This is a genomic window from Millisia brevis NBRC 105863, assembly GCF_001552615.1.
In the GTDB taxonomy this organism is placed as follows: domain Bacteria; phylum Actinomycetota; class Actinomycetes; order Mycobacteriales; family Mycobacteriaceae; genus Millisia; species Millisia brevis.
This window is the reverse complement of the sequence record NZ_BCRN01000005.1, coordinates 41922-60913: the sequence shown is the minus strand read 5'-3', so window position 1 is coordinate 60913 and position 18992 is coordinate 41922. Positions and strand designations below refer to the sequence as shown.

17 protein-coding genes are annotated in these 18992 nt (G+C 69.5%); 7 read left to right on the top strand and 10 right to left on the bottom strand.

Annotated elements, in window-relative coordinates:
- Positions 1-18: 18 nt before the first annotated feature.
- On the bottom strand, positions 19-1230 hold the full coding sequence (locus MB1_RS08555; RefSeq protein ID WP_066905775.1) for a cysteine desulfurase-like protein: 1212 nt from the start codon (positions 1228-1230) through the stop codon (positions 19-21).
- 316 nt (positions 1231-1546) lie between these two features.
- On the opposite strand from MB1_RS08555, the gene MB1_RS08550 reads away from it, so the two are divergent.
- The 4 genes from MB1_RS08550 (at position 1547) to glfT1 (ending at position 4903) form a co-directional block, all read left to right on the top strand.
- A complete protein-coding gene (locus MB1_RS08550; RefSeq protein WP_066906250.1) occupies positions 1547-2155 on the top strand; it encodes a bacterial proteasome activator family protein in 609 nt (202 codons plus the stop codon).
- Positions 2156-2278: 123 nt separating this feature from the next.
- The gene (wzm, locus tag MB1_RS08545) at positions 2279-3133 is read left to right on the top strand and encodes a galactan export ABC transporter permease subunit Wzm/RfbD (RefSeq protein ID WP_066906248.1); all 855 of its coding nucleotides are present in this window, start codon (positions 2279-2281) and stop codon (positions 3131-3133) included.
- A 34-nt stretch (positions 3134-3167) separates the two neighbouring features.
- On the top strand, positions 3168-3989 hold the full coding sequence (gene wzt / locus MB1_RS08540) for a galactan export ABC transporter ATP-binding subunit Wzt/RfbE (protein WP_066905773.1): 822 nt from the start codon (positions 3168-3170) through the stop codon (positions 3987-3989).
- Positions 3986-4903, top strand: coding sequence for a galactofuranosyltransferase GlfT1 (gene glfT1, locus MB1_RS08535; RefSeq protein ID WP_066905771.1), 918 nt, complete (start codon positions 3986-3988; stop codon positions 4901-4903). Before wzt ends, glfT1 begins: the two co-directional genes overlap by 4 nt.
- Positions 4904-5173: 270 nt before the next feature.
- Here the strand turns inward: glfT1 and MB1_RS08530 are convergent, their stop codons facing one another.
- The 5 genes from MB1_RS08530 to MB1_RS08510 form a co-directional block, all read right to left on the bottom strand.
- Positions 5174-6277 carry a hypothetical protein gene (locus tag MB1_RS08530; RefSeq protein WP_066905769.1) on the bottom strand — a complete coding sequence of 368 codons (1104 nt, stop codon included), beginning with the start codon at positions 6275-6277 and terminating at the stop codon, positions 5174-5176.
- A 19-nt stretch (positions 6278-6296) separates the two neighbouring features.
- Positions 6297-7073, bottom strand: a complete 777-nt coding sequence (locus MB1_RS08525; RefSeq protein WP_066905767.1) for a hypothetical protein — start codon at positions 7071-7073, stop codon at positions 6297-6299.
- Between the two features lie 159 nt (positions 7074-7232).
- Positions 7233-8708, bottom strand: a complete 1476-nt coding sequence (locus tag MB1_RS08520) for a glycosyltransferase family 39 protein (RefSeq protein ID WP_066905765.1) — start codon at positions 8706-8708, stop codon at positions 7233-7235.
- A 46-nt stretch (positions 8709-8754) separates the two neighbouring features.
- Positions 8755-10611 carry a glycosyltransferase gene (locus MB1_RS08515; protein ID WP_066905763.1) on the bottom strand — a complete coding sequence of 619 codons (1857 nt, stop codon included), beginning with the start codon at positions 10609-10611 and terminating at the stop codon, positions 8755-8757.
- Positions 10608-11201, bottom strand: a complete 594-nt coding sequence (locus MB1_RS08510; protein WP_084351249.1) for a GtrA family protein — start codon at positions 11199-11201, stop codon at positions 10608-10610. The genes MB1_RS08515 and MB1_RS08510 overlap by 4 nt, the downstream gene beginning before the upstream one ends.
- A 191-nt stretch (positions 11202-11392) precedes the next feature.
- Between MB1_RS08510 and MB1_RS08505 the strand changes: the two genes are divergently transcribed.
- Positions 11393-12589 (top strand): glycosyltransferase, encoded by a 1197-nt coding sequence (locus MB1_RS08505; RefSeq protein WP_084351247.1) that lies wholly within the window; start codon positions 11393-11395, stop codon positions 12587-12589.
- Positions 12586-14235 carry a DUF2142 domain-containing protein gene (locus tag MB1_RS08500; RefSeq protein WP_066905761.1) on the top strand — a complete coding sequence of 550 codons (1650 nt, stop codon included), beginning with the start codon at positions 12586-12588 and terminating at the stop codon, positions 14233-14235. Before MB1_RS08505 ends, MB1_RS08500 begins: the two co-directional genes overlap by 4 nt.
- A gap of 39 nt (positions 14236-14274) precedes the next feature.
- Here the strand turns inward: MB1_RS08500 and MB1_RS08495 are convergent, their stop codons facing one another.
- Positions 14275-14766, bottom strand: a complete 492-nt coding sequence (locus MB1_RS08495) for an SRPBCC family protein (protein ID WP_066905759.1) — start codon at positions 14764-14766, stop codon at positions 14275-14277.
- Positions 14763-15128, bottom strand: a complete 366-nt coding sequence (locus tag MB1_RS08490; RefSeq protein WP_066905757.1) for an ArsR/SmtB family transcription factor — start codon at positions 15126-15128, stop codon at positions 14763-14765. The genes MB1_RS08495 and MB1_RS08490 overlap by 4 nt, the downstream gene beginning before the upstream one ends.
- A 149-nt stretch (positions 15129-15277) precedes the next feature.
- Between MB1_RS08490 and MB1_RS08485 the strand changes: the two genes are divergently transcribed.
- Positions 15278-15955: a response regulator transcription factor gene (locus MB1_RS08485; protein ID WP_066905755.1), complete on the top strand. Its 678-nt coding sequence runs from the start codon at positions 15278-15280 to the stop codon at positions 15953-15955.
- A gap of 26 nt (positions 15956-15981) precedes the next feature.
- On the opposite strand, the gene MB1_RS08480 is transcribed toward MB1_RS08485, so the two are convergent.
- Together MB1_RS08480 and MB1_RS08475 are read right to left on the bottom strand one after the other, a co-directional pair.
- Positions 15982-17241: an MFS transporter gene (locus MB1_RS08480; RefSeq protein ID WP_066905753.1), complete on the bottom strand. Its 1260-nt coding sequence runs from the start codon at positions 17239-17241 to the stop codon at positions 15982-15984.
- 157 nt (positions 17242-17398) lie between these two features.
- On the bottom strand, positions 17399-18871 hold the full coding sequence (locus tag MB1_RS08475) for a sensor histidine kinase (protein ID WP_084351245.1): 1473 nt from the start codon (positions 18869-18871) through the stop codon (positions 17399-17401).
- Positions 18872-18992 lie beyond the last annotated feature (121 nt).

Sequence of the window (18992 nt, the reverse complement as noted above, 5' to 3'; positions counted from 1 at the left end):
TCCGCCCGAGCGGGAGATTCAGTCGGCGGCGTCCAGACCGGACAGCACGTCCATGAACTGATCGATCTCGAAGTGGGTCGTATAGGGCGCGAGCCCCATCGTGACCGCTCCACCGATCTCGGTGACGCCGAGCGCGTCGAAGAACCGTCCACCACTGGGCAGTCCGTGCACCACACCCACTCGATGCTGCGCCAGATGCGCGGCGATCTTGTCGGCGGGAATCCCGTCGATCGCGAAGCTCAGCGTCGGCAGCGGTCCCTGCGTGCGACCGAAGATCGCCAGATCGGGGACGCGGGCCAACGACCGCGTCAGATAGGACAGCAGGTCCCGGTGGTAGTTCTGCAACGAGGTCATCGACTGCTCCAGCCGGGCCCGCCGGGCGCCGGTGGCGCGGTCGTCGAGGCCGGCGAGATGGTCGATCGACGCTTCGAGCCCGGCGAGCATGGCGAATTGGTGGCCGCCGACCTCGAGCCGCTCCGGACCGCGTGCCCGCGGGTTGAGCGACATCGACGGCAGCCGATCGAGCAGCGACGGGTCGCGGAAGACCAACGCCCCGGCCGGAGGCCCGCCCCAGGCGGGTCCGCTGACCGCGATGACGTCGGCCTCCGATTCCTGGATGTCGAGATACCGGTACGGAGCGACGGCGGAGGCGTCGACGACCAGCAGACCGTCGACTTCGTGGATCTTTTCGGCGGCGGCGCGCACATCCGGCATCGAGCCGATCATCGCCGAACCGGCCGTCAGGGCGGCCAGTCGTGTGGTCGGGCCGATCAACTCGGCGAACTGCCAACTCGGGACCTCGTAGGTCTCGATGTCGACCTCGGCCCAGCGCACCCGGGCGCCCGCCCGGCTTGCGACGCGCAGCCACGGCGCGACGTTGGCCTCGTCGTCCAGCCGGGAGAGCATCAGTCCGGTGCCGAGCCCGAGCCTCGAACTGGTCGACTCGGCCAGCCAGCCGAGCAGCGCGGCGTGGCTCGCGCCGAGCACCACCCCTTCGGGGGTGCCCCCTACCAGGTCGGCGACCGCCTGTCGCGCGCTGTCGACGATCTCTGCGCTGCGTCGCGCCGAAGAATGGCGTCCCGCCGCCGATGATGCCGAACTGCGAAATGCCGTGGATATGACCGTGGAGACCCGGTCGGGAACGAGCATTCCGTGCTGCGGATCCAAATGAATCCAGCCATCGCCGAGGGAGGCGATGAGCCCCCGAACCCGTGCGACGTCGTAACTCATGACCGACACTCTAGGCTTCCCGATCCCGGATGTGGCATTGGCATCCGTGGATTAGTAGCGGTGTCTTACCGAATCCGGCCCGATAAACCGAACCGACTGCTTGTACCGTTGACGTTCCCCGAACAATGCGTTTACTGAGATTTGCATCACAACGGCCTCCGGTTCGTGGTGTTGCACCCTCGAAGACCCGGCGTCCGACCCGGCGCCGGACCCCGGCGCGGACCGTGCCCCGGCGCGGGCGTCGGCAGGGGCGTCGGAGCGCTCCGGTCGCCGGCGTTCGACCCCGAGGGGAGCGCGGCCGGCCGGGCGCGCGATGATGGGCCGCATGACTTTCTCGGCGTTTTCCACGGACGGCGCAGAAGGCCGACAGGTCGTGGTGATCGGCCCGGACGGCCAGCCGGTCTCGCTCGACGCTACCCAGGTCGCCGCGGCGGCCGCGGAGGCGAGCGTTTCGGTGGGCGCCGACGGCGAGCCCGTCGACGGTGCGGAGTCGGTGGCCGGCATGGTCGAGCAGCCCGCCAAGGTGATGCGCATCGGCACGATGATCAAGCAATTGCTCGAAGAGGTTCGGGCCGCTCCGCTCGACGACGCCAGCCGCACCAGGCTCAAGGAGATCCACTCCAGCTCGATCCGCGAGCTCGAGCAGGGCCTGGCCCCGGAGTTGCGCGAGGAGCTCGAGCGTCTGGCCCTGCCGTTCGGCGAGGACGCCGTCCCCTCCGACGCCGAGCTGCGCATCGCCCAGGCGCAGCTGGTCGGCTGGCTCGAGGGGCTCTTCCACGGCATCCAGACCGCGCTCTTCGCGCAGCAGATGGCGGCGCGCTCACAGCTCGAACAGATGCGCCAGGGCGCGCTGCCTCCCGGTGTACAGTCGCGCGATCCGCGTCAGGGACCCCAGCAGGGTTCCGGACACGGCCAATACCTGTAGACCGCGACCGGGACGGATTGAACGCACGTGTCCGATAGGTCACCAACCACCAACGGGGCGGCTTCGACGGCTCCCGACGAGGGTGCCGCGGGCACGTTCGACGCCGACGATCCCGCCGAGGAGATGGCGCGCCGCACCACCCCGGCCGGCCGGGCGGCGGGAAGCCGATCCTTCGAACGGGCGATCGCCGACCTCGTCGGCGGCTACAAGCAGCGTGAACTGTGGCTCTCGCTCGGCTGGCAGGACATCAAGCAGCGCTACCGGCGATCGGTGATCGGGCCCTTCTGGATCACGATCGCCACCGGCGTCCAGGCGCTCGCCATGGGCGTGCTGTACTCCGCGCTCTTCGGGTTCTCGCTCACCGAATTTCTGCCCTATGTCACCGTCGGGCTGATCATCTGGAACCTGATCAATGCCGGAATCCTCGAGGGCGCGGACGTCTTCATCGCCAACGAAGGCCTGATCAAACAGCTGCCGTCCGCATTGAGCGTGCACGTCTACCGACTGGTATGGCGACAGATGTTGTTGCTCGGCCACAACATGGTGATCTATGTCGTGGTGGCGGCAGTTTTTGGTACCTGGCGCCATTTGACGTGGGCATCGCTGTCGGCCATTCCGGCGTTGTTGCTGTTGATGCTCAACATCCTGTGGGTCGCGTTCGTCTTCGGCATCCTGGCCACCCGCTACCGGGATATCGCGCCGATCCTCGGCTCGCTGACGTTGCTGCTGTTCGTGCTGACCCCGATCATGTGGAGCACCGAGGTGCTCGAGCAGCGCGGCGGCGAGGCGGCCGACCGGGCCCGCATCGCGGAGCTCAACCCGCTGTTCCACTATCTGGCGATCATCCGCGATCCGCTGCTGGGCGCCCACCAGGATCTCTACCACTGGTACATCGTGATCGCGATCACGATCATCGGGTGGGCGATCGCGCTCTTCGCGCTGGTCAAGTGCCGCGCACGGGTGCCGTACTGGGTATGACAACACCGGACACCGATCAGGGAGGGGGCCCGCGATGGCGGTAGCCACGACGACCGTCGGCATCGATGTGGAGGACGCATCGGTCGACTTCCCGATCTTCGACGCCAAGTCCCGCTCGCTGAAGAAGGCCTTCATGGGGCGGGCAGGCGGCGCGATCGGCCGCAATACCTCGGACGTCGTGGTCGTCGAGGCGCTGCGCGACATCACGCTGCACCTGCGCGAGGGCGACCGGATCGGCCTGGTCGGACACAACGGTGCCGGCAAGTCGACCCTGCTGCGCCTGCTGTCCGGGATCTACGAGCCGACCCGCGGCTATGCGGACATCCGCGGCCGGGTCGCGCCGGTCTTCGACCTCGGCGTCGGCATGGATCCGGAGATCTCCGGGTACGAGAACATCATCATCCGCGGCCTGTTCCTCGGGCAGACCCGCAAGCAGATGCTCGCCAAGATGGACGAGATCGCCGACTTCACCGAACTCGGCGACTATCTCGACATGCCGCTGCGCACCTACTCGACCGGTATGCGGGTGCGCGTCGCGATGGGCGTGGTCACCAGCATCGACCCCGAGATCCTGTTGCTCGACGAGGGCATCGGTGCGGTCGACGCCGAATTCATGCGCAAGGCGCGCGGCCGGCTGCAGGCGCTGGTCGAACGGTCCGGCATCCTGGTCTTCGCCAGCCACAGCAACGAATTCCTCGCCCAGCTCTGCGACTCCGCGCTGTGGATCGACCACGGTCGGGTGCGGATGCACGGCGGCATCGAGGAGGTCGTGCGGGCCTACGAGGGCCCCGAGGCCGGCGACCACGTGGCGAAGATCGTCCGCGAACTCGAAGCCGAACAGAACGGTGTCGCGTGAGCTCGGTTGACAACGGCGCGGGCGCGCCGGAAACGATCGTCGCGGTCGTGGTGACCCATCGCCGCCGCGAATTGCTCGGCGCCTCGCTGAAGGTGCTCTCCACGCAGACCCGGCCGATCGACCATCTGATCGTCGTCGACAACGCCGACGAACCCGAGGTCGCCGAGATGGTCGCCGCCCAGCCGGTGCCGACGACCTACCTCGGGTCGAAGCACAACCTCGGCGGCGCCGGCGGCTTCGCCCTCGGCATGCTCTACGCCCTGTCGCTCGGTGCCGACTGGGTCTGGCTCGCCGACGACGACGGCCGCCCCGAGGGGCCCGAGGTCCTCGAGATCCTGCGCGACTGCGCCCGCCGCAACGATCTGCAGCAGGTCTCGCCGGTGGTCTGCGATATCGACGATCCGCAGCGACTGGCGTTCCCGCTGCGGCAGGGCACCACCTGGCACCGACGCCGCGAGGAACTCGGCGAGGCCGACCTGTTGCCGTCGTACTCGTCGCTGTTCAACGGCGCGCTCTTCGCCGCGGATGCGATCGACGCGGTCGGCGTCCCCGATCTGCGCCTGTTCGTGCGCGGCGACGAGGTGGAGATCCACCGGCGGCTGGTGCGCTCCGGACTGCGCTTCGGCACCTGCCTGCGGACGGCCTACCTGCACCCCTACGGCACCGACGAGTTCAAGCCGATCCTCGGTGGACGCATGCACACCCAGTACCCGGACAACCCGACGAAGCGGTACTACACCTACCGCAACCGCGGCTATGTCCTTGCGCAGCCGGGCAATCGGAAGCTGCTGCCGCAGGAGTGGGTGCGCTTCGGCTGGTACTTCCTGGTGACGACCCGCAATCCGGCCGGGCTGATCGAATGGGTGCGGCTGCGTCGGCTCGGTCGGCGCGAGATCTTCCGCCGCGCACCCTGATCCGCGTGGCTTCGCGGCAATCTGCCGGCGACTGTTAACCGTTCGGTTACGCGCGGCCGGGTGGTTCCGCGTACCGTCGGGTCTGTCGGGACATCCGCGTGGGTACGCCCACTACAGACCGGAAGGGACTACATCATGGACTTTGCTACGATCTCGGACTTCTTCTCGGCCATCTCGGATATCTTCGACGGCGTCGGACTGCTGTTCAGCGGCTCGGCCGATCTCTCCGACCTGGGGAGCTGACCGGCGCGCGGCCGCTCGGCATCCTCGTCACGGCGGGAGCACCGGCCCGCGGGGGACGGTGATCGTCCGCGTCCTCCTCGGAGACCGTTGACGCGGGCGCGACCGCCTCGGGCCGGTGCGCTCGATTCGCAGGAGCCATGCGGTCGCCTCGGCGAGTCGCAGGATCGGGAATGGTCTGATCTCGTTGTCCCGCAGGGTTATCGCACCACCGGTCAGTTCGTCATGGGTCCGCCGCCCCGGGCCGGCGTCCTCGGCGATGACGATCGCGCCGACCCCGGCGGCGGCGAGGGTCACCAGCAGGGCCCGATAGCAGTCGGCGCGTTGGCGCTCGGCATCCGCGAGGCTGCGCGCCGCATCCTCGGCGGTGACCACGATCGCCTCGATCCCGTTGTCCCGCACCACTTCGAGCAGTTCGAAGGTCAGGTACATCGAGTCGGGGATATGTGTGGTCGCGGTGATCGCCGCCTCGGTCGACTCCTCCAGTGCGGCAACCCGTTCCACCGGCACCACCAGCGCCGTGAAGGTGGCGCGGTCGTCGCCGTCGATCAGTCGACCGCCGGCCGCCGACCGGTACGAGCCGTGGACATAGGCGATGTCGATCCCCGGGCGATCCGGAACGATCCGGCCCGGCGGGAGACTCGAACCGCCGCGGTGAGCGGTCGGTGCGCCGGGCGGCGTCTCGGTCGCGGGTGTCGGTCTCGGCCCTGTCGGGCTCCGCCGGGGCCGCAATTCGTCCAGCGGATCGCCGGCGGTGAAGATCACCCCGAGTTCGTAGGGAACCACCGCCGCCAACCCGATCAGCGAGCCGATCAGCAATCCCCATATCCCGGCGTGCCCGCCGCCGGTCAGCAGAACGACCCCCGCGACAACCGCGGCTACCACGGGTGCCACGCCGATGACGATGGCCAGGTAGAACGTGCCGGCGTTCAGGAGATCCCCGATGAGGACCACCGGCCGCAGCAGGCGTCGTCCCGGCGTGGTCTTCCCGATCGCGGTGGCACCGGACAGGCCGACCAACCGGACGGCGACGCCGATCGGCAGCCAGGCCACTGCCATCAGTAGTCCGATCACGAAGGCCGACAAGGTGATTCCGATCGTTCCGAGGATGCGTCCGGGCGTTGGCGCGGCCATCCCCGGGTACGCATACCGATCAGTGTGCGACGTCGATGATGCGCAACCGAGCCGATACCGCCTCGCCCGGCAGGATCCGACGGTCGGCCGGTTGATCCCGGTCGTGCCGCAACGCCCAGTCGAGCGCGTAGCCGATCTCCAGGATGGGGTCCTCGCCCACCGTGTGGTGCACCAGCTCGATCGCATCGCCCGCCGCATCGTGATGGGCACGCACGTCGAGGTCGCGCACCCGCGGGTAGGTGCCGGTCGCCATGACCATCCGCCCGACGCCGACCGCGGCCAGCGCCTCGATCAACGTATACGAGCACACGATCCGCTGCCGGTCGGCCTCCCGTTCGCCGTCGACATCGCCGCCGCGCACGTAGACACAGCTCGCGCCGCTGCGGGAGAGACGGCGCAGCAGATCGAGGTCGCGGTATATCGGATCCCCGAGGTGCTCGGTCGCCGCCAACGTCGAGGTGACCTCGGCGGTCAGCTTTCCCACCCGCTCGGGGTCGACGACGATCGCGCAGAAGGTGGTGCTGTCCCCGGTCGGCTCGGCGCACTGCGCGCCGACGACCACCCGGGTGCCGACCACATAGGCGACCTTTCGGCCGGGCGTGGCGTCGACGATCCGGTGCCGGGGAATCCCGCCGGGTGCGCCGCCGCCGATGCCGTCGCCGATCGACACCAACTCGTGCACGAGGGCGTCCGGGAACGCGACGGCCGACCGGGCGGCCGGCCGCAACGCCGTCCACGCGATGGCGATCGCGAGCAGTCCGGTACCCAACGTCATCCCGATCATCAAGTCCGACATGGGATCTCCCGTTCACAAAGGTGCGGTGGTCGCTTCCCTCGATCGTGCGGGTCGGGCGGCTACCGCATCATCCGTGCGGGTACCCCGATGGGCAGGTGGGACTACTCAGGTGCCACGGGCGGCAATCACCCGGGGGATCCGACCGGGGCGCGCCTGCGGTCAGGAGCGGGCGTAGCGAACCACGAGGGTGCGGCGGAACTGCTCGGAGTCGGTCGGATGGAAACCGGCCGCCTCGACCGCTCGGGCGAGGTCGTCGTCCGCCAGGTGATGGACGGGTAGGTGCCACACCTCGCCGGAGGTGTGTTCCACGGTTTCGGGAGCATCGCGCTGGGCGTCGGTGAGCAGCCAGACCGTCGAGCAACCGGACAGGTTGTGCACCCCGACGTCGGCGGATGCCCCCTGATCCCACAGCCAGCCGTGCGCGGCGGCGGAGAGCGGCGGATCGGGATCGACCAGGCCGCCGAGGGTGTGCGGTCGGGCCTCGGTGACCACGCGCAGCGAGGTCGGCAGCCACGGCACCCGCGCGTAGAGGGCACAGTCACCCGGCGCGACCCGGTCGGCCAGGTAGTTCGCGACCTCGCTGATATCCATGGCGCTCGGCTTGGCACCGGGCTCGCGGGCGGCGGCGTAGCCGGGCACCGACAGCAGTACGAGGGTCGCCAGCAACCCCGCTGCCACCGCCCGCAACCGGAGCGTGCGGGCGACCTCGGCGATCGCCCAGCCGATCAGCAGCGCCGCCGCCGGGGCGGTGAACGTCGGATAGCGGTCCAGGTAGATCGGTCGCAGCAGCAGCGAGACCGCCACCAGCACGATCGTCGGCACCAGCATCCAAGCCAGCGCGATCACCGGCGCCGGCGCACGCACCGCGCGCCGGTCGCGCACCAGCACCACGACGACCAGGGCCGCGGCCGCGATCGCCGCCAACGGGGCACCGAGGAAGTACTGGTACTCGCCGATCATCCGCACCATGCGCGCATCGGGAGCCGGGATCCAGGCGACCTGCCCGGCCTGGCGCAGCATGATCACCAGGAACGGTGTCAACGCCACCGCTGCGGCGGCCGACGCGGCCAGGCAGCCGGGCAGCGCGCGCCGATACTCCGGCAGCATCAGCAGCGCCGCCACCAGGGCGATGCCCAGCAGCAGCGAATAGACGAACAGCACCCCACCGAAGGTCAACAGGGCCGCATAGCCCACCCACCACCAGCGCGACGGTCGGCCCTCGCGGCGGGCCCGGACCGCGCACCACCAGACGACCACCGTCCACACCGCGACCGCGGCGGTGGCCGCGTACGACCGCGCTTCCACGGCGGCCCACGTCATCCGGGGCAGCACCGCGCAGACCAGGCCCGCGTAGATCCCGGTGGGGGTATCGGCGAGCAGTCGGCCGGCCACCACCACACCGGCGGCGGCAACCCCGCAGGCGATCGCCGACGGCAGCCGCACCGACCACTCGGAGGCCCCGAAGACCGAGATCCACAGGTGCATGCCGAGGTAGTACAGGCCGTGCACCGCATCGCTCGCGCCGAGAGTGCGCAGAATGCCGGCGGGATCGCGTTGGGCCACCGCCAGGGTCGCCGCTTCGTCGTACCACAACGAGGGGACCCCACCGCGGCATGCGCCGATCAGGGCGGCCACCAGACCGATCGCGGTCGGTGGCCACCAGGACCTGCGGATGGCGGGGCTACTGATCGTAGAGCCGCGCCCAGTTCTCACGGGAGATCAACCGCGGGTACTCCCGCCGGTACTGCTCGGAGACCCCGTCGGCCTCGTTGCGGTACCGACGCAGCACCCGGATGCTGCGCTGGAGCAGTCCGCGCAACAGGGCCGGATCGCGCCGGCGCACCCGCACCCCGCCCTGTGAGGCGTCGGTGACCATGACGTCGGAGAACTTCGCGATATGCCACCAATGCGCGTCCTCGCGGGTGATCGCTACCGGCGTTCCCCAGAGCTTCCCGGTCCACTGACCGATGAACCGCTTGATCAGCACCGCGCGCATCATGCTCGGCTCGCCGCCGGCACGTTCGGTCTTCATCTGCGACGGACGGACCGGTGCGCTCGCCGCCGGGTGGATGATCGTCTCGCCGTAGGCCTTGCGCTCCTCGCGGATCGCCTTCATCGCGGCCATACCGCCATCGTCGAGGATCGACGGTCCGCTCAGGAAGTCCTCGATCGCCCGCAGCATCGTCGCGACCAGCCCGTACTGCATCGCGACCAGCATCTCGAGGATCTGCCGGGCGAACATCTTCGCCTGCTCCTTGGGCAGCAGGCCACCGTGCAGGGACGCGACGATCAGGGAGTTGCGGGTACTGAAGTACCGCGCCCAGTCGTCGTAGTCCTTCCAGTAGAAGTCGGCATGCCAGACCCCGGCGTTCGGCAGGGTGACCGTCACATGTCCGGCCTCGCGGGCGCGCAGGCCGATCTCGACGTCGTCCCACTGGAAGAAGATCGGCAGCGGCAGGCCGATCGAGTCGATCACCTCGGAGGGGATCAGGCAGGTCCACCAGGCGTTGTACTCGGCGTCGACCCGGCGCTCCTGGTTGCGCTTGAGCATCGACTTGTTGACCAGCGACTTCGGCACGACGCGGCCGTGCATCAGCGCCCGCAGATCGGTCTGCTCGGCGCCGACGTTCAGGAAGTCGGGGTTGAGCAGGAAGAGCATCTGGGCGCCGACCAGCGTCGGGGTCGTCGTCATATTGGCGAACGCCTGCATCCGCAGCACCGTCTCCGGTTCGCAGAGGATGTCGTCGTCCATCAGGATCACGTCGCCCGAGATCGTCGGGTCGCCGGTGATCTCGTAGAGCCCGCGGGTGAAGCCGCCGGCGCCGCCGAGATTCGGCTGCCGGATATATCGCAGGGTGTCCCCGAAGACGTCCCGGGCGCCGAGGAATTCCGGCTGGGAGTCGACGTGGTCGGTGCCCTGGTCGACGACGTAGACCGAGGTGAGCAGGCCGCGGACCAGCGGATCGGAGGCCAGCGCGGCGACGGTGTGGGCGCAGTCGACCGCGCGGTTGAACGTGCAGATCGCGATCGACAGCGGCCGGATGCGCTGCGGCGCCTCGACCGTCCACTCCAGCCCGTCGAAGATCGCCCCCGAGCGGAAGGTCTCGAATTCGAGCCACAGCGCACCGCCGTCGATGAACCGGTCGAGCGGGGTATCGAAGACGACCGTGCAATCCGACTCGGGCTCGAGCCCGTCGACGATGCGACGGTGGCCGGCGATATCGGAGGCCATCAGCCGGATGCGCACCCGGGCGGTGGTCCGCACCCGGACCCGCACCTGCAGCCGGTCGACGGTGGTCCACCGCTGCCAATAGGACGCGGCGAACCGGCCGAAGTAGGTATTGCCGTGCGCGTGCGAATGCTTGTCGAGCTCGAGGTACTCGCGGGTGCGATGCCCGTGGCCTCGCTCGATGCGGATGTAGAGCTCACCGTTGACCCGCGGCGACGGGCCCAGGAAGACCCCGCGCTGGACCAGCAAGCGGGCATCGCCCGGCCTGTCGAACCCTTCGGAAATTGCCGTCGCCGGTGCCGAACTCATCGGCGCTGCCCCACTTTCGAATCGTTGTCACCCTCGGTGCCCGAGATGTCTCCGCGACCGGCTCCCGAGGCGTCGTCGCCGTCCGGATCGGTCGCGGTTCGGCCCTCGTCGACGAAGACGAACCGGCCGTACGCCCAATATCGAAACACGACCGCGACCGCCTGGCCGATCAGCGTGCCGGAAATATTGTCGGCGAGCGGTGTCGCGAGGTCGAGCACGTACCGCGAGAAGGCCAGGCAGGACAGCTGCAGGCCGATCGCCACCACGTTGAGCACCGCGTACAGCACATACTGTCGCATCCGGTTCTGCGGGGGCGGGCGGTCGCCGTAGGTCCAGAAACGGTTGCCGATGTAGGTGCCGACCGTCGCCACGACGATCGCGATGATCTTGGCCATCAGCGGCTGCTCGAACATCGGACCGCGACCGCCGAAGAAGACCAGCAGGTTGTAGGTGCCGGCGTCGATGGCGAAGCCCAGAAGTCCGACGACGAGGAAAGCGCCACCCCTGCGCAGGCGTCCGAGGCCTTCCCACAGGCGCGTCGACCAGCTCTCGCGGGCCGGCCGAGGCCCGGCCGACTCGGTGTTGGTCACGCTGGGTGACGGTACACGCCACCGAATGTGACAACCGAGACGCGACACTGCCGACGGCGCGCGTGGTCACCGCCGGCTCGTCGGTTAGCCTTGCGCGCGAGGTTCAGTGGCCGACGGGCGCTCCGGGTCCGGATGGACCGCATCGGGCGGGTCGGTTCACACGACCGTCCACCAATCAAGACGATCGGGAGATGGAGACCGTGCAGGAGACCGCCCCTCGCATCGCCGCAGTGGTTCCGTGCCACAACGAGGAAGTAGCCGTCGGCAAGGTCGTCGCCGATCTGCGCGCCGCGGTGCCGGGCATCACGGTGTACGTCTACGACAACTGCAGCACCGACGCGACCGCCGAGATGGCGCGGGCCGCGGGTGCGATCGTGCGCACCGAGCATGTCAAGGGCAAGGGCAACGTCGTGCGCCGCGCCTTCGCCGACGTCGATGCCGATATCTACCTGTTGATCGACGGGGACGACACCTACGACGCCTTCGCCGCGCCGGAGATGATCCGCACCCTGCAGTCCGGCCCCTACGACCACGTGCTCGGGGTGCGCAAGGCGTCCTCGGGTTCCGAGGCGTACCGCGCGGGCCACGAATCGGGCAACCGGCTGCTCAACTGGGTGGTCGCCAAGACCTTCGGCGAGAACGTCGGTGACATGCTCAGCGGTTACCGGGTGATGTCCCGGCGCTTCGTCAAGAGCTTCCCGGCGATGGCCCGCGAGTTCGAGATCGAGACCGAGCTGACGGTCCACACCCTGAATCTGCGCGTCCCACAGACCTCGGTCCCGGTCGGTTTCCGGGATCGCGCGGAGGGCAGCGAATCGAAGCTGCGTACCTACCGGGACGGCTCGCGGATCCTGTCGCTGATCATCGGCCTGGCCCGGCACGAGCGGCCGGTCGCCTTCTACGGCCTCTTCGGCACGCTGAGCCTGCTGGTCGCGGTCGCGTTGGTCATCCCGATAGTGGTCGAATTCTCCGAGACCGGCCTGGTCCCGCGCTTCCCGACGTTCTTCCTGGCGTGCACCCTGGTGATCGTCGGCTTCCTGGCGTGGACGGCCGGGTTGGTGCTCGACGGCATCCGCCGTGCCCGCCACGAGACGTCGCGTCTGACGTATCTGACCTACCGTGCCGTCGTCGTCCCGGACGCGGTCGATCGCCCGGATGATGCCGACTTCGACGACGAGGAGTCGCCGCTGCACGAGGCGGGCGCCGCGCTGCTCGAGGCGCAGTCGTCGCTGGGCCGGGCCGCGGAGTCCGGCTTGGAGTTCGGGGTGCCGATCGAGTCCGCCGCCGATATGACCGCTGCCGATGCGGCCGAGTCGGAGAACCTCGAAGCGGAGTTGCCCGACGGCGATGTAGTCGAGGCGTCGGCCCGGAGGTCCGGCGGGGCGTGAGCGGTGGCGGGACGTCGAAGTCGCAGGTGACCGACCGGCCGTCGGATGATTCCGGCGATCCGGAGGCCGCGGCCGAGCAGGCGGAGCCCGGAGCCGAAGCCGCTGGAACCGAACCCGCTGGAACCGAAGCGGCGCCGACCGAGATTGATGCGACCGAAGCCGCCGCGACCGAGGTTCCAGCGGCTCCGGAGGAGACCCCCACCCCACCCACCTCGACCCCCGACCGCGGTCCCGGCGCGTGGATCGTGCTCGCCTTCACCGTGGTGTCGCTGGTCTTCGGTTCCGCCTGGGCACTGACCGCCCCACCGTTCTGGGGACACGACGAGATCACCCAGTTCGGGCGCGCCTACCAGGTCAGCGAGGGCGGCTTCTGGCCCACGCAGATCGAGGACGACCGCGGGATCGCCTACGGCTCCGATCTGCCGGTCGAGTTCTCCCGACTGATGGGCCAGGCCCTCAACGACTACACCGGCGCCCGCGACGAGACCGAGCCGATGGTCGACAACCCGGGCGCCTACACCGCCCTCGAGGACGCCTCCCCGAGCGACGACCTCGTACCGGTGTGGTTCACCAATACCGCCGCCTACTCCCCGGTCGCCTACGCGCCCGCGGCCACCGCGCTGGTCATCGCCCGCGCCGTCGACGCTTCGGTGGGTACGACGGTGTTGATGACCCGCCTGGCCGGCGTGCTCGCGTACACGCTGATCGTCGCGATCGCGCTGTGGGTGCTGCGCCGCCGTGCCTTCGCCTGGGTGCCGTTCACCGTCGCGATGCTGCCGATCGCCGCCTTCCAAGCCGGCACGATCACCGCGGACACGCTGACCAACGCCCTGGCGCTGTTGGTCTCGGCGCTGCTGGCCAAGGCGCTGTTCTACCGCGACCGCCTCGGCCGGGTCGAGACGGTGCTGCTGGGTGCCGCCGCGATCGCGTTGCCGCTGTGCAAGCCGTCGTACATCCTGCTGCCGCTGCTCGCGGTGCTGATTCCGGCGGCGCTGACCGCGTGGCCGCGGCTGCGGCGGGTGCCGATCGTGCTGCCGGTGCTCGTCGGGTTGGTGCTCTTCGGCCTGTGGACGCGGCTGTCGGCCGGCACCACCGAGGGCATGAGTCTGATGCGCCGTCCCGAGCAGTGGTACACGGTGATCCCCAGCGAGCAGATGGCCGGCGTGCTGGCCGACCCGCTGGGCTTCGGGGAGACCTTCATCCGCACCGTGCTGCTGCGCGACCAGCTCTACTTCGTGCAGTTCTTCGGCGAGCTCGGCTTCGGCTACGTCAACGTGCCCGCGGTGTCGATCGTCGCGGCGATCGTCGGCTGGTTGGTGGCGATGTCACGGTCGCTGCGGCCGCAGACGCCGCGCTGGGTCACCGCGGTGAGCTTCCTGGCGCTGCTGGCCACCACCGGGATGATCTTCGGAACGCTCTATCTGTCGTTCACGCCGGTCGGTTTCTACATCATCGACGGGGTGCAGGGGCGCTACTTCATGCCGCTGGCCGTCGTGGCCTCCGCGGTGCTGTTGGCCTGGTTCGGCCGCCGGCAGCCCGCCGGGCCGGGGCGGGCTGCCGCAGCGGTGATCATCGGATCCGTGGTCCTCGCACAAGCGGCCGCGTTGGCGAAGTACGGTCACGTCGTCTGGGGAGCGGTCGTCTGACCGAAGCCCCGGTGTGGGATCGGGTACTGGGGTCGGGTATCAGGCCTCGGCTTCGAGCAGGGTGTCGAGCTTCGCGTAGCCGTCGTTGACGCCGACCTCCATGCCGGAGCGCAGCCACGCGTCGCGGTCCTCGAAGCTGTCGACCAGCGACTGGGCGTGCAGCCGGGTATAGCCGTTGCCCAGATCCTCGACGCGCAGGGTCTCCAGCGAGACCCCGTCCGGCATTCCTTCCCAGGTGAAGGTCTGCACGATCCGGTCGTCGGAGATGCGATGGAAGCAGCCGCGGAAGCCGTACTGCTGGTCGCCGTCGCCGGCGACGTACCGGAAGGAGCCGCCGTCGCGCGCGTCCCAGTAGTCGATCGTGGTGTTCAGGCCGTTCGGGCCGATCCACTTGACGAACAGTTCCGGGTCGACGTGGGCGCGCAACAGCGCGGCGGGCGAGGCCTTGAAGTCGCGGGTGATGCGGATGAGCGGCAGATTCGGGTCGGCCTCGATGCGGGCCTCGGTGATGGTCGTGGTGTCGGTGCTCATGATGCCTGTCCTTTTCGGGTGGGGTCGTTCGATTCGGTGGGGGCGTCGAGTTCGGCGAGGACGGCGTCCAAACGCTGGTACCGCTCCTCGGCTCGACGTCGATAACGCTCGATCCACTTGGTCATCAGATCGAGTACCTCCGCTTCCAGGTGCACCGGACGACGCTGGGCGTCCCTGGTCTTGGTGACCAGTCCGGAATCCTCGAGAACCTTGAGGTGTTTGGAGATCGCCTGGACGCTGACGTCGTACGGTTCCGCGAGTTCGCCGACCGTCGCATCACCGACCGCGAGCCGGGCGACGATGTCGCGCCGGGTCGGATCGGCCAGTGCGGCAAACATCCTGTCCAGCGGGTCGGCGGCCATTCGATTCTCCTCAACCTCTCGGTTGAATAGAACGGTAGTGGCGGCCGAATGTCTTGTCAACCGATTGGTTGAAGAAGGTTCGTGCCGACAACCGGGTGATCGCCGTCTGCTGTACTGGACGCACGCGTAGGCCGTCCGGAGGAGCGCACGTGCGCATTCTGCTCGTCGAGGACGAGTCGCGGCTGGCCGAGGTGATCCGTCGCGGGCTGGTGGCCGAGGGCTTCGTGGTCGAGGTGGCCGGCGACGGCCGCGCGGGCTTCGATGCGGCCCTCGGCGGTGGCTACGACGTGCTGATCCTGGACATCATGCTGCCGTCGATGAGCGGCTACGACATCGTCCGCGAGCTGCGGGCCGCCCGGATCTGGACGCCGGTGCTGATGCTGTCGGCCAAGGACGGCGAGTACGACCAGGCCGACGCCTTCGATCTCGGCGCCGACGACTACCTGACCAAACCGTTCTCGTTCGTGGTGCTGATCGCTCGGCTGCGGGCGCTGCTGCGCCGCGGAGCACCGGAGCGGCCGGTGGTGCTGCGGGTCGACGACCTCGAACTCGACCCGGCCCGCCATCGGGTGACCCGCGCCGGCGCCGACGTCGAACTGACCCCGCGCGAGTACGGGGTCCTCGAGTACCTGATGCGGCACGCCGGCACCGTCGTGACCAAGCAGGCGATCCTGCAATCGGTCTGGGACATCAACTACGAGGGCGACGACAATATCGTCGAGGTCTACGTCGGCTACCTGCGCCGCAAGATCGACGTCCCCTTCGGCACGACCACCATCCACACCGTCCGCGGCGCCGGCTACCGGATGTCCGCGGCCGGCTCCTGACGGGTCGGCGATCGTCCGAGTCGGCGCTATCGTTCGAGGCGGCGCGAGGCGATGATCGCGATCGCCGTGGCGACCAGCACCAGGACCGCGTATCCGGCGGCGATATCGGTCAGGTCGACGGATGTGGCGAAGGCGCCGGCGACGAGTCCGGGGAGCGCGGCGCCGGCGTAGGAGACCAGGTAGACGCTCGACAACAGCCCCGCCCGCATCTTCGGTGCCGCGCCGGTGAGCAGCAGTCGCATCGCCCCGGTGGTCGCGGCGCCGAGGGCGAGGCTCGCGGCCAGGCTCGCACCGAGGAAGGCGACGATCGACCCCGCGTACAGCGCCGCCACCGCGACGATCACCGCAACCAGGAACGGCAGGAGGCCGGCGCGGATCGCGGCCTTCGGGGTCAGCCGACCGCTGATGGAGCCGCCCACGGGGCTGAGGATCACGATCGAGGAGAACACCAAGGCGATCACGATCGGGCTGGAGGTGCCCAGGTGATCGGCGGTCAACGACGGGGCGAAGGCCTGGTACATCCCGGAGTAGGACCACGTCGCCAGGAATACCGCGACCACCACGGCGATCACCGCGAGCCGATCGGTGCCGGTCGGCAGTTGGACCCGCGGCCGCAACGCCCGCAGCGCGCCCGGCGTGCGGGTGACGGTCTCGGGGGCGAAGAGCAGCAGGATCGCCACCACGACGAGGATGCCCGCGATCAGCACGTAGCCGAAGGTCCGCGGCGCGGGAGCGTGCACGATTAGAATCCCGGAGACCAAGGCTCCGAGCGGGATCCCGAAGGTCGGAGCGGCGGTGACGACCAGCGGCCCCAACCACGCCGGTCGGCGGGGCGCGACATCGACGACGTACGAGCCGATACTCGACGCCGCGATCCCGCAGGCGATGCCCTGCAGGGCCCGGCCGGAGAGCAGGACCGGCAGCGAGTCCACCTGCGTCAACAGCAGGCAGCCGGCCGCCGACGCGAGCAGCGCGCCGATCGCGACCGGCTTGCGGCCCAGATGGTTGGACAGCCGCCCGAGCAGCAATAGCGACAGGGCGGTGACGCTCAGATAGGTGACCGTGGTGATCGCCAACGCCGCACTGTCGATCCCGTCCTCGGTGCGATAGATGTTGTAGAGCGGGATCGGGGTCCCCGACGACACGAAGACGAGCACGAGCGCGGCGGAGACCACCGCAAATGTCGCCGCTCGACCCCGCGTCGGGGTCGGTTCCGCCTGCCGGGTGTCGGGGTTCTCCGGGCATGGAGCGGTCGACGGTTGGGTGGTGGGATCGGTGGCGGTCACGCTGCTGCGGTCCTTTCGGATATCGATCGGTCCGCGGACGGCCGCCGGTCGCGGGTGGCCCGCTGCCCGCCGTGGACAGTCTCCAGCACACGCCGATCGGGGCGCGTTCGGGAGATCCGGTTCAACCCGGTACTACCAGAACCACCCTCGCAGGTCGCTAGGACAGGTCCTCGGCCGGTGCATAGCTGTCGGTATCGGCGGCCAGGGTCACCGTGAAGCGGGCCCCGCCGCCGGGCCGATCGTCGATGCGCACGGCGCCGTGATGGGCGGCGACGATCTCGGCGACGATCGCCAGACCCAGCCCGCTGCCACCGGCATCCCGGCTGCGGGCGGCGTCGAGGCGCACGAACCGGGTGAAGACCCGTTCGCGCTGGTCGGCCGGGACGCCGGGGCCGTCGTCGGACACCCGGATCACCGCGAGATCGCCGTCGCGTTCACATTCCAACTCCACCGCGGAGTGGGCGTGGCGAACCGCGTTGTCGACCAGGTTGCGCACCAGCCGGGAGATCTGGCCGGTATCGCCGGTCACCCGGACCGCGCCGATACGGCCCCGCACCGCGAGGGTCGGATGGCCGCGCAGGCGGGCCTTCTCGGCGGCGAGGATCTCGTCGAGGTCGACGCTGTCGGTGCCGACGCTGAGCCGGTGTTCGTCGGCACGGGCCAGCAGCAGCAGGTCGTCGACCAACTCGCGCATGCGGTGGGTCTCCGGGATCAGCGATTCGTCGACCAACTCGATGCCGAGCAGATCCGGATGGGTGTGCACCATGTCCAGCGCGGCGGTCAGCGCCGACAACGGGCTGCGCAGCTCGTGGGAGGCGTCGGAGATGAACCGGCGCTGCGCGGCATGCCCGGCCTGCAGGCGGGCCAACATCTGATTCATCGTCTGCGCGAGATGGGCGATCTCGTCGCCGGTCGGCGGGACGGGTACGCGTTCGTCGAGTTGCTCGGTCGAGATCGCGTCGACCCGCGCCCGGATCTCCTCGACCGGCCGCAGCGCTCGTCCCACCAGCAGATACGTCGCCCACGCCACGAATGCGACGATCAGCGGACCGCTGACCGCCAGCAGCGCGCCCACGGTCCGCACCGTCGCCTCGACCGGTTCGCGATCACCACCGACCAGCACGGTCAGCGGTCCGGACGGGGTGTCGACCGCCTCGCCGAGCAACCAGTAGTCGCCGTCGTCCTCGCGGGACTGGACCCGGCCGATCGTGACGGTCCGCCCGAACGGCACCACGTCGGTGGTCAGCGGGGTCGTCGGCGCGCCGGTCGAGCCGACCCGAACCGCGCCGGTCGCATCGACGATCTGCACGACACCGATCTGCCCGTCGGTACCCAGCAGGCCCGGGTCGGGTCGGCCGATCCCGTCGGCGGCCAACTCCCCGACCAACTGGCCCACCCGCGTCTCGGCGGCGGTACGGGTCGACCCCTCCAGGGTCTGGTAGAGCACCAGCAGCAGTCCGGACACCGCGATCGCGGTCCCGAGGGTCACCACGATGGTCGCCGCCACCGTCGAGCGCACCCGCACCGACCAGTGCGCCGCTCGCCCGAGCAGCGACAGTCTCCCGGCGGGTGCGGCCGTCACCACCGGCCGCCCGTCGGCGGCGGTGAGGTGAGGGGCACCTGCGCGCATCTCCTGACGTGACGAGGCCGGCCGAGAACGTATCGGCTCCCAGTGTGCAGCAGGCGGCATCCGCTCGGCGGGACCTTCGGCGGCCCTCGGCTGGTTGTCGCTCGGGTCCCGCCGCGGCCCG

Bases quoted from the DNA above. Each gene is read 5' to 3' on its own strand.
- MB1_RS08555 (WP_066905775.1), bottom strand. From the start codon at position 1,230: ATGAGTTACGACGTCGCACGGGTTCGGGGGCTCATCGCCTCCCTCGGC.
- MB1_RS08550 (WP_066906250.1), top strand. From the start codon at position 1,547: ATGGGCCGCATGACTTTCTCGGCGTTTTCCACGGACGGCGCAGAAGGC.
- wzm (WP_066906248.1), top strand. From the start codon at position 2,279: ATGGCGCGCCGCACCACCCCGGCCGGCCGGGCGGCGGGAAGCCGATCC.
- wzt (WP_066905773.1), top strand. From the start codon at position 3,168: ATGGCGGTAGCCACGACGACCGTCGGCATCGATGTGGAGGACGCATCG.
- MB1_RS08530 (WP_066905769.1), bottom strand. From the start codon at position 6,277: ATGGCCGCGCCAACGCCCGGACGCATCCTCGGAACGATCGGAATCACC.
- MB1_RS08525 (WP_066905767.1), bottom strand. From the start codon at position 7,073: ATGTCGGACTTGATGATCGGGATGACGTTGGGTACCGGACTGCTCGCG.
- MB1_RS08515 (WP_066905763.1), bottom strand. From the start codon at position 10,611: ATGAGTTCGGCACCGGCGACGGCAATTTCCGAAGGGTTCGACAGGCCG.
- MB1_RS08505 (WP_084351247.1), top strand. From the start codon at position 11,393: ATGGAGACCGTGCAGGAGACCGCCCCTCGCATCGCCGCAGTGGTTCCG.
- MB1_RS08495 (WP_066905759.1), bottom strand. From the start codon at position 14,766: ATGAGCACCGACACCACGACCATCACCGAGGCCCGCATCGAGGCCGAC.
- MB1_RS08490 (WP_066905757.1), bottom strand. From the start codon at position 15,128: ATGGCCGCCGACCCGCTGGACAGGATGTTTGCCGCACTGGCCGATCCG.
- MB1_RS08475 (WP_084351245.1), bottom strand. From the start codon at position 18,871: ATGCGCGCAGGTGCCCCTCACCTCACCGCCGCCGACGGGCGGCCGGTG.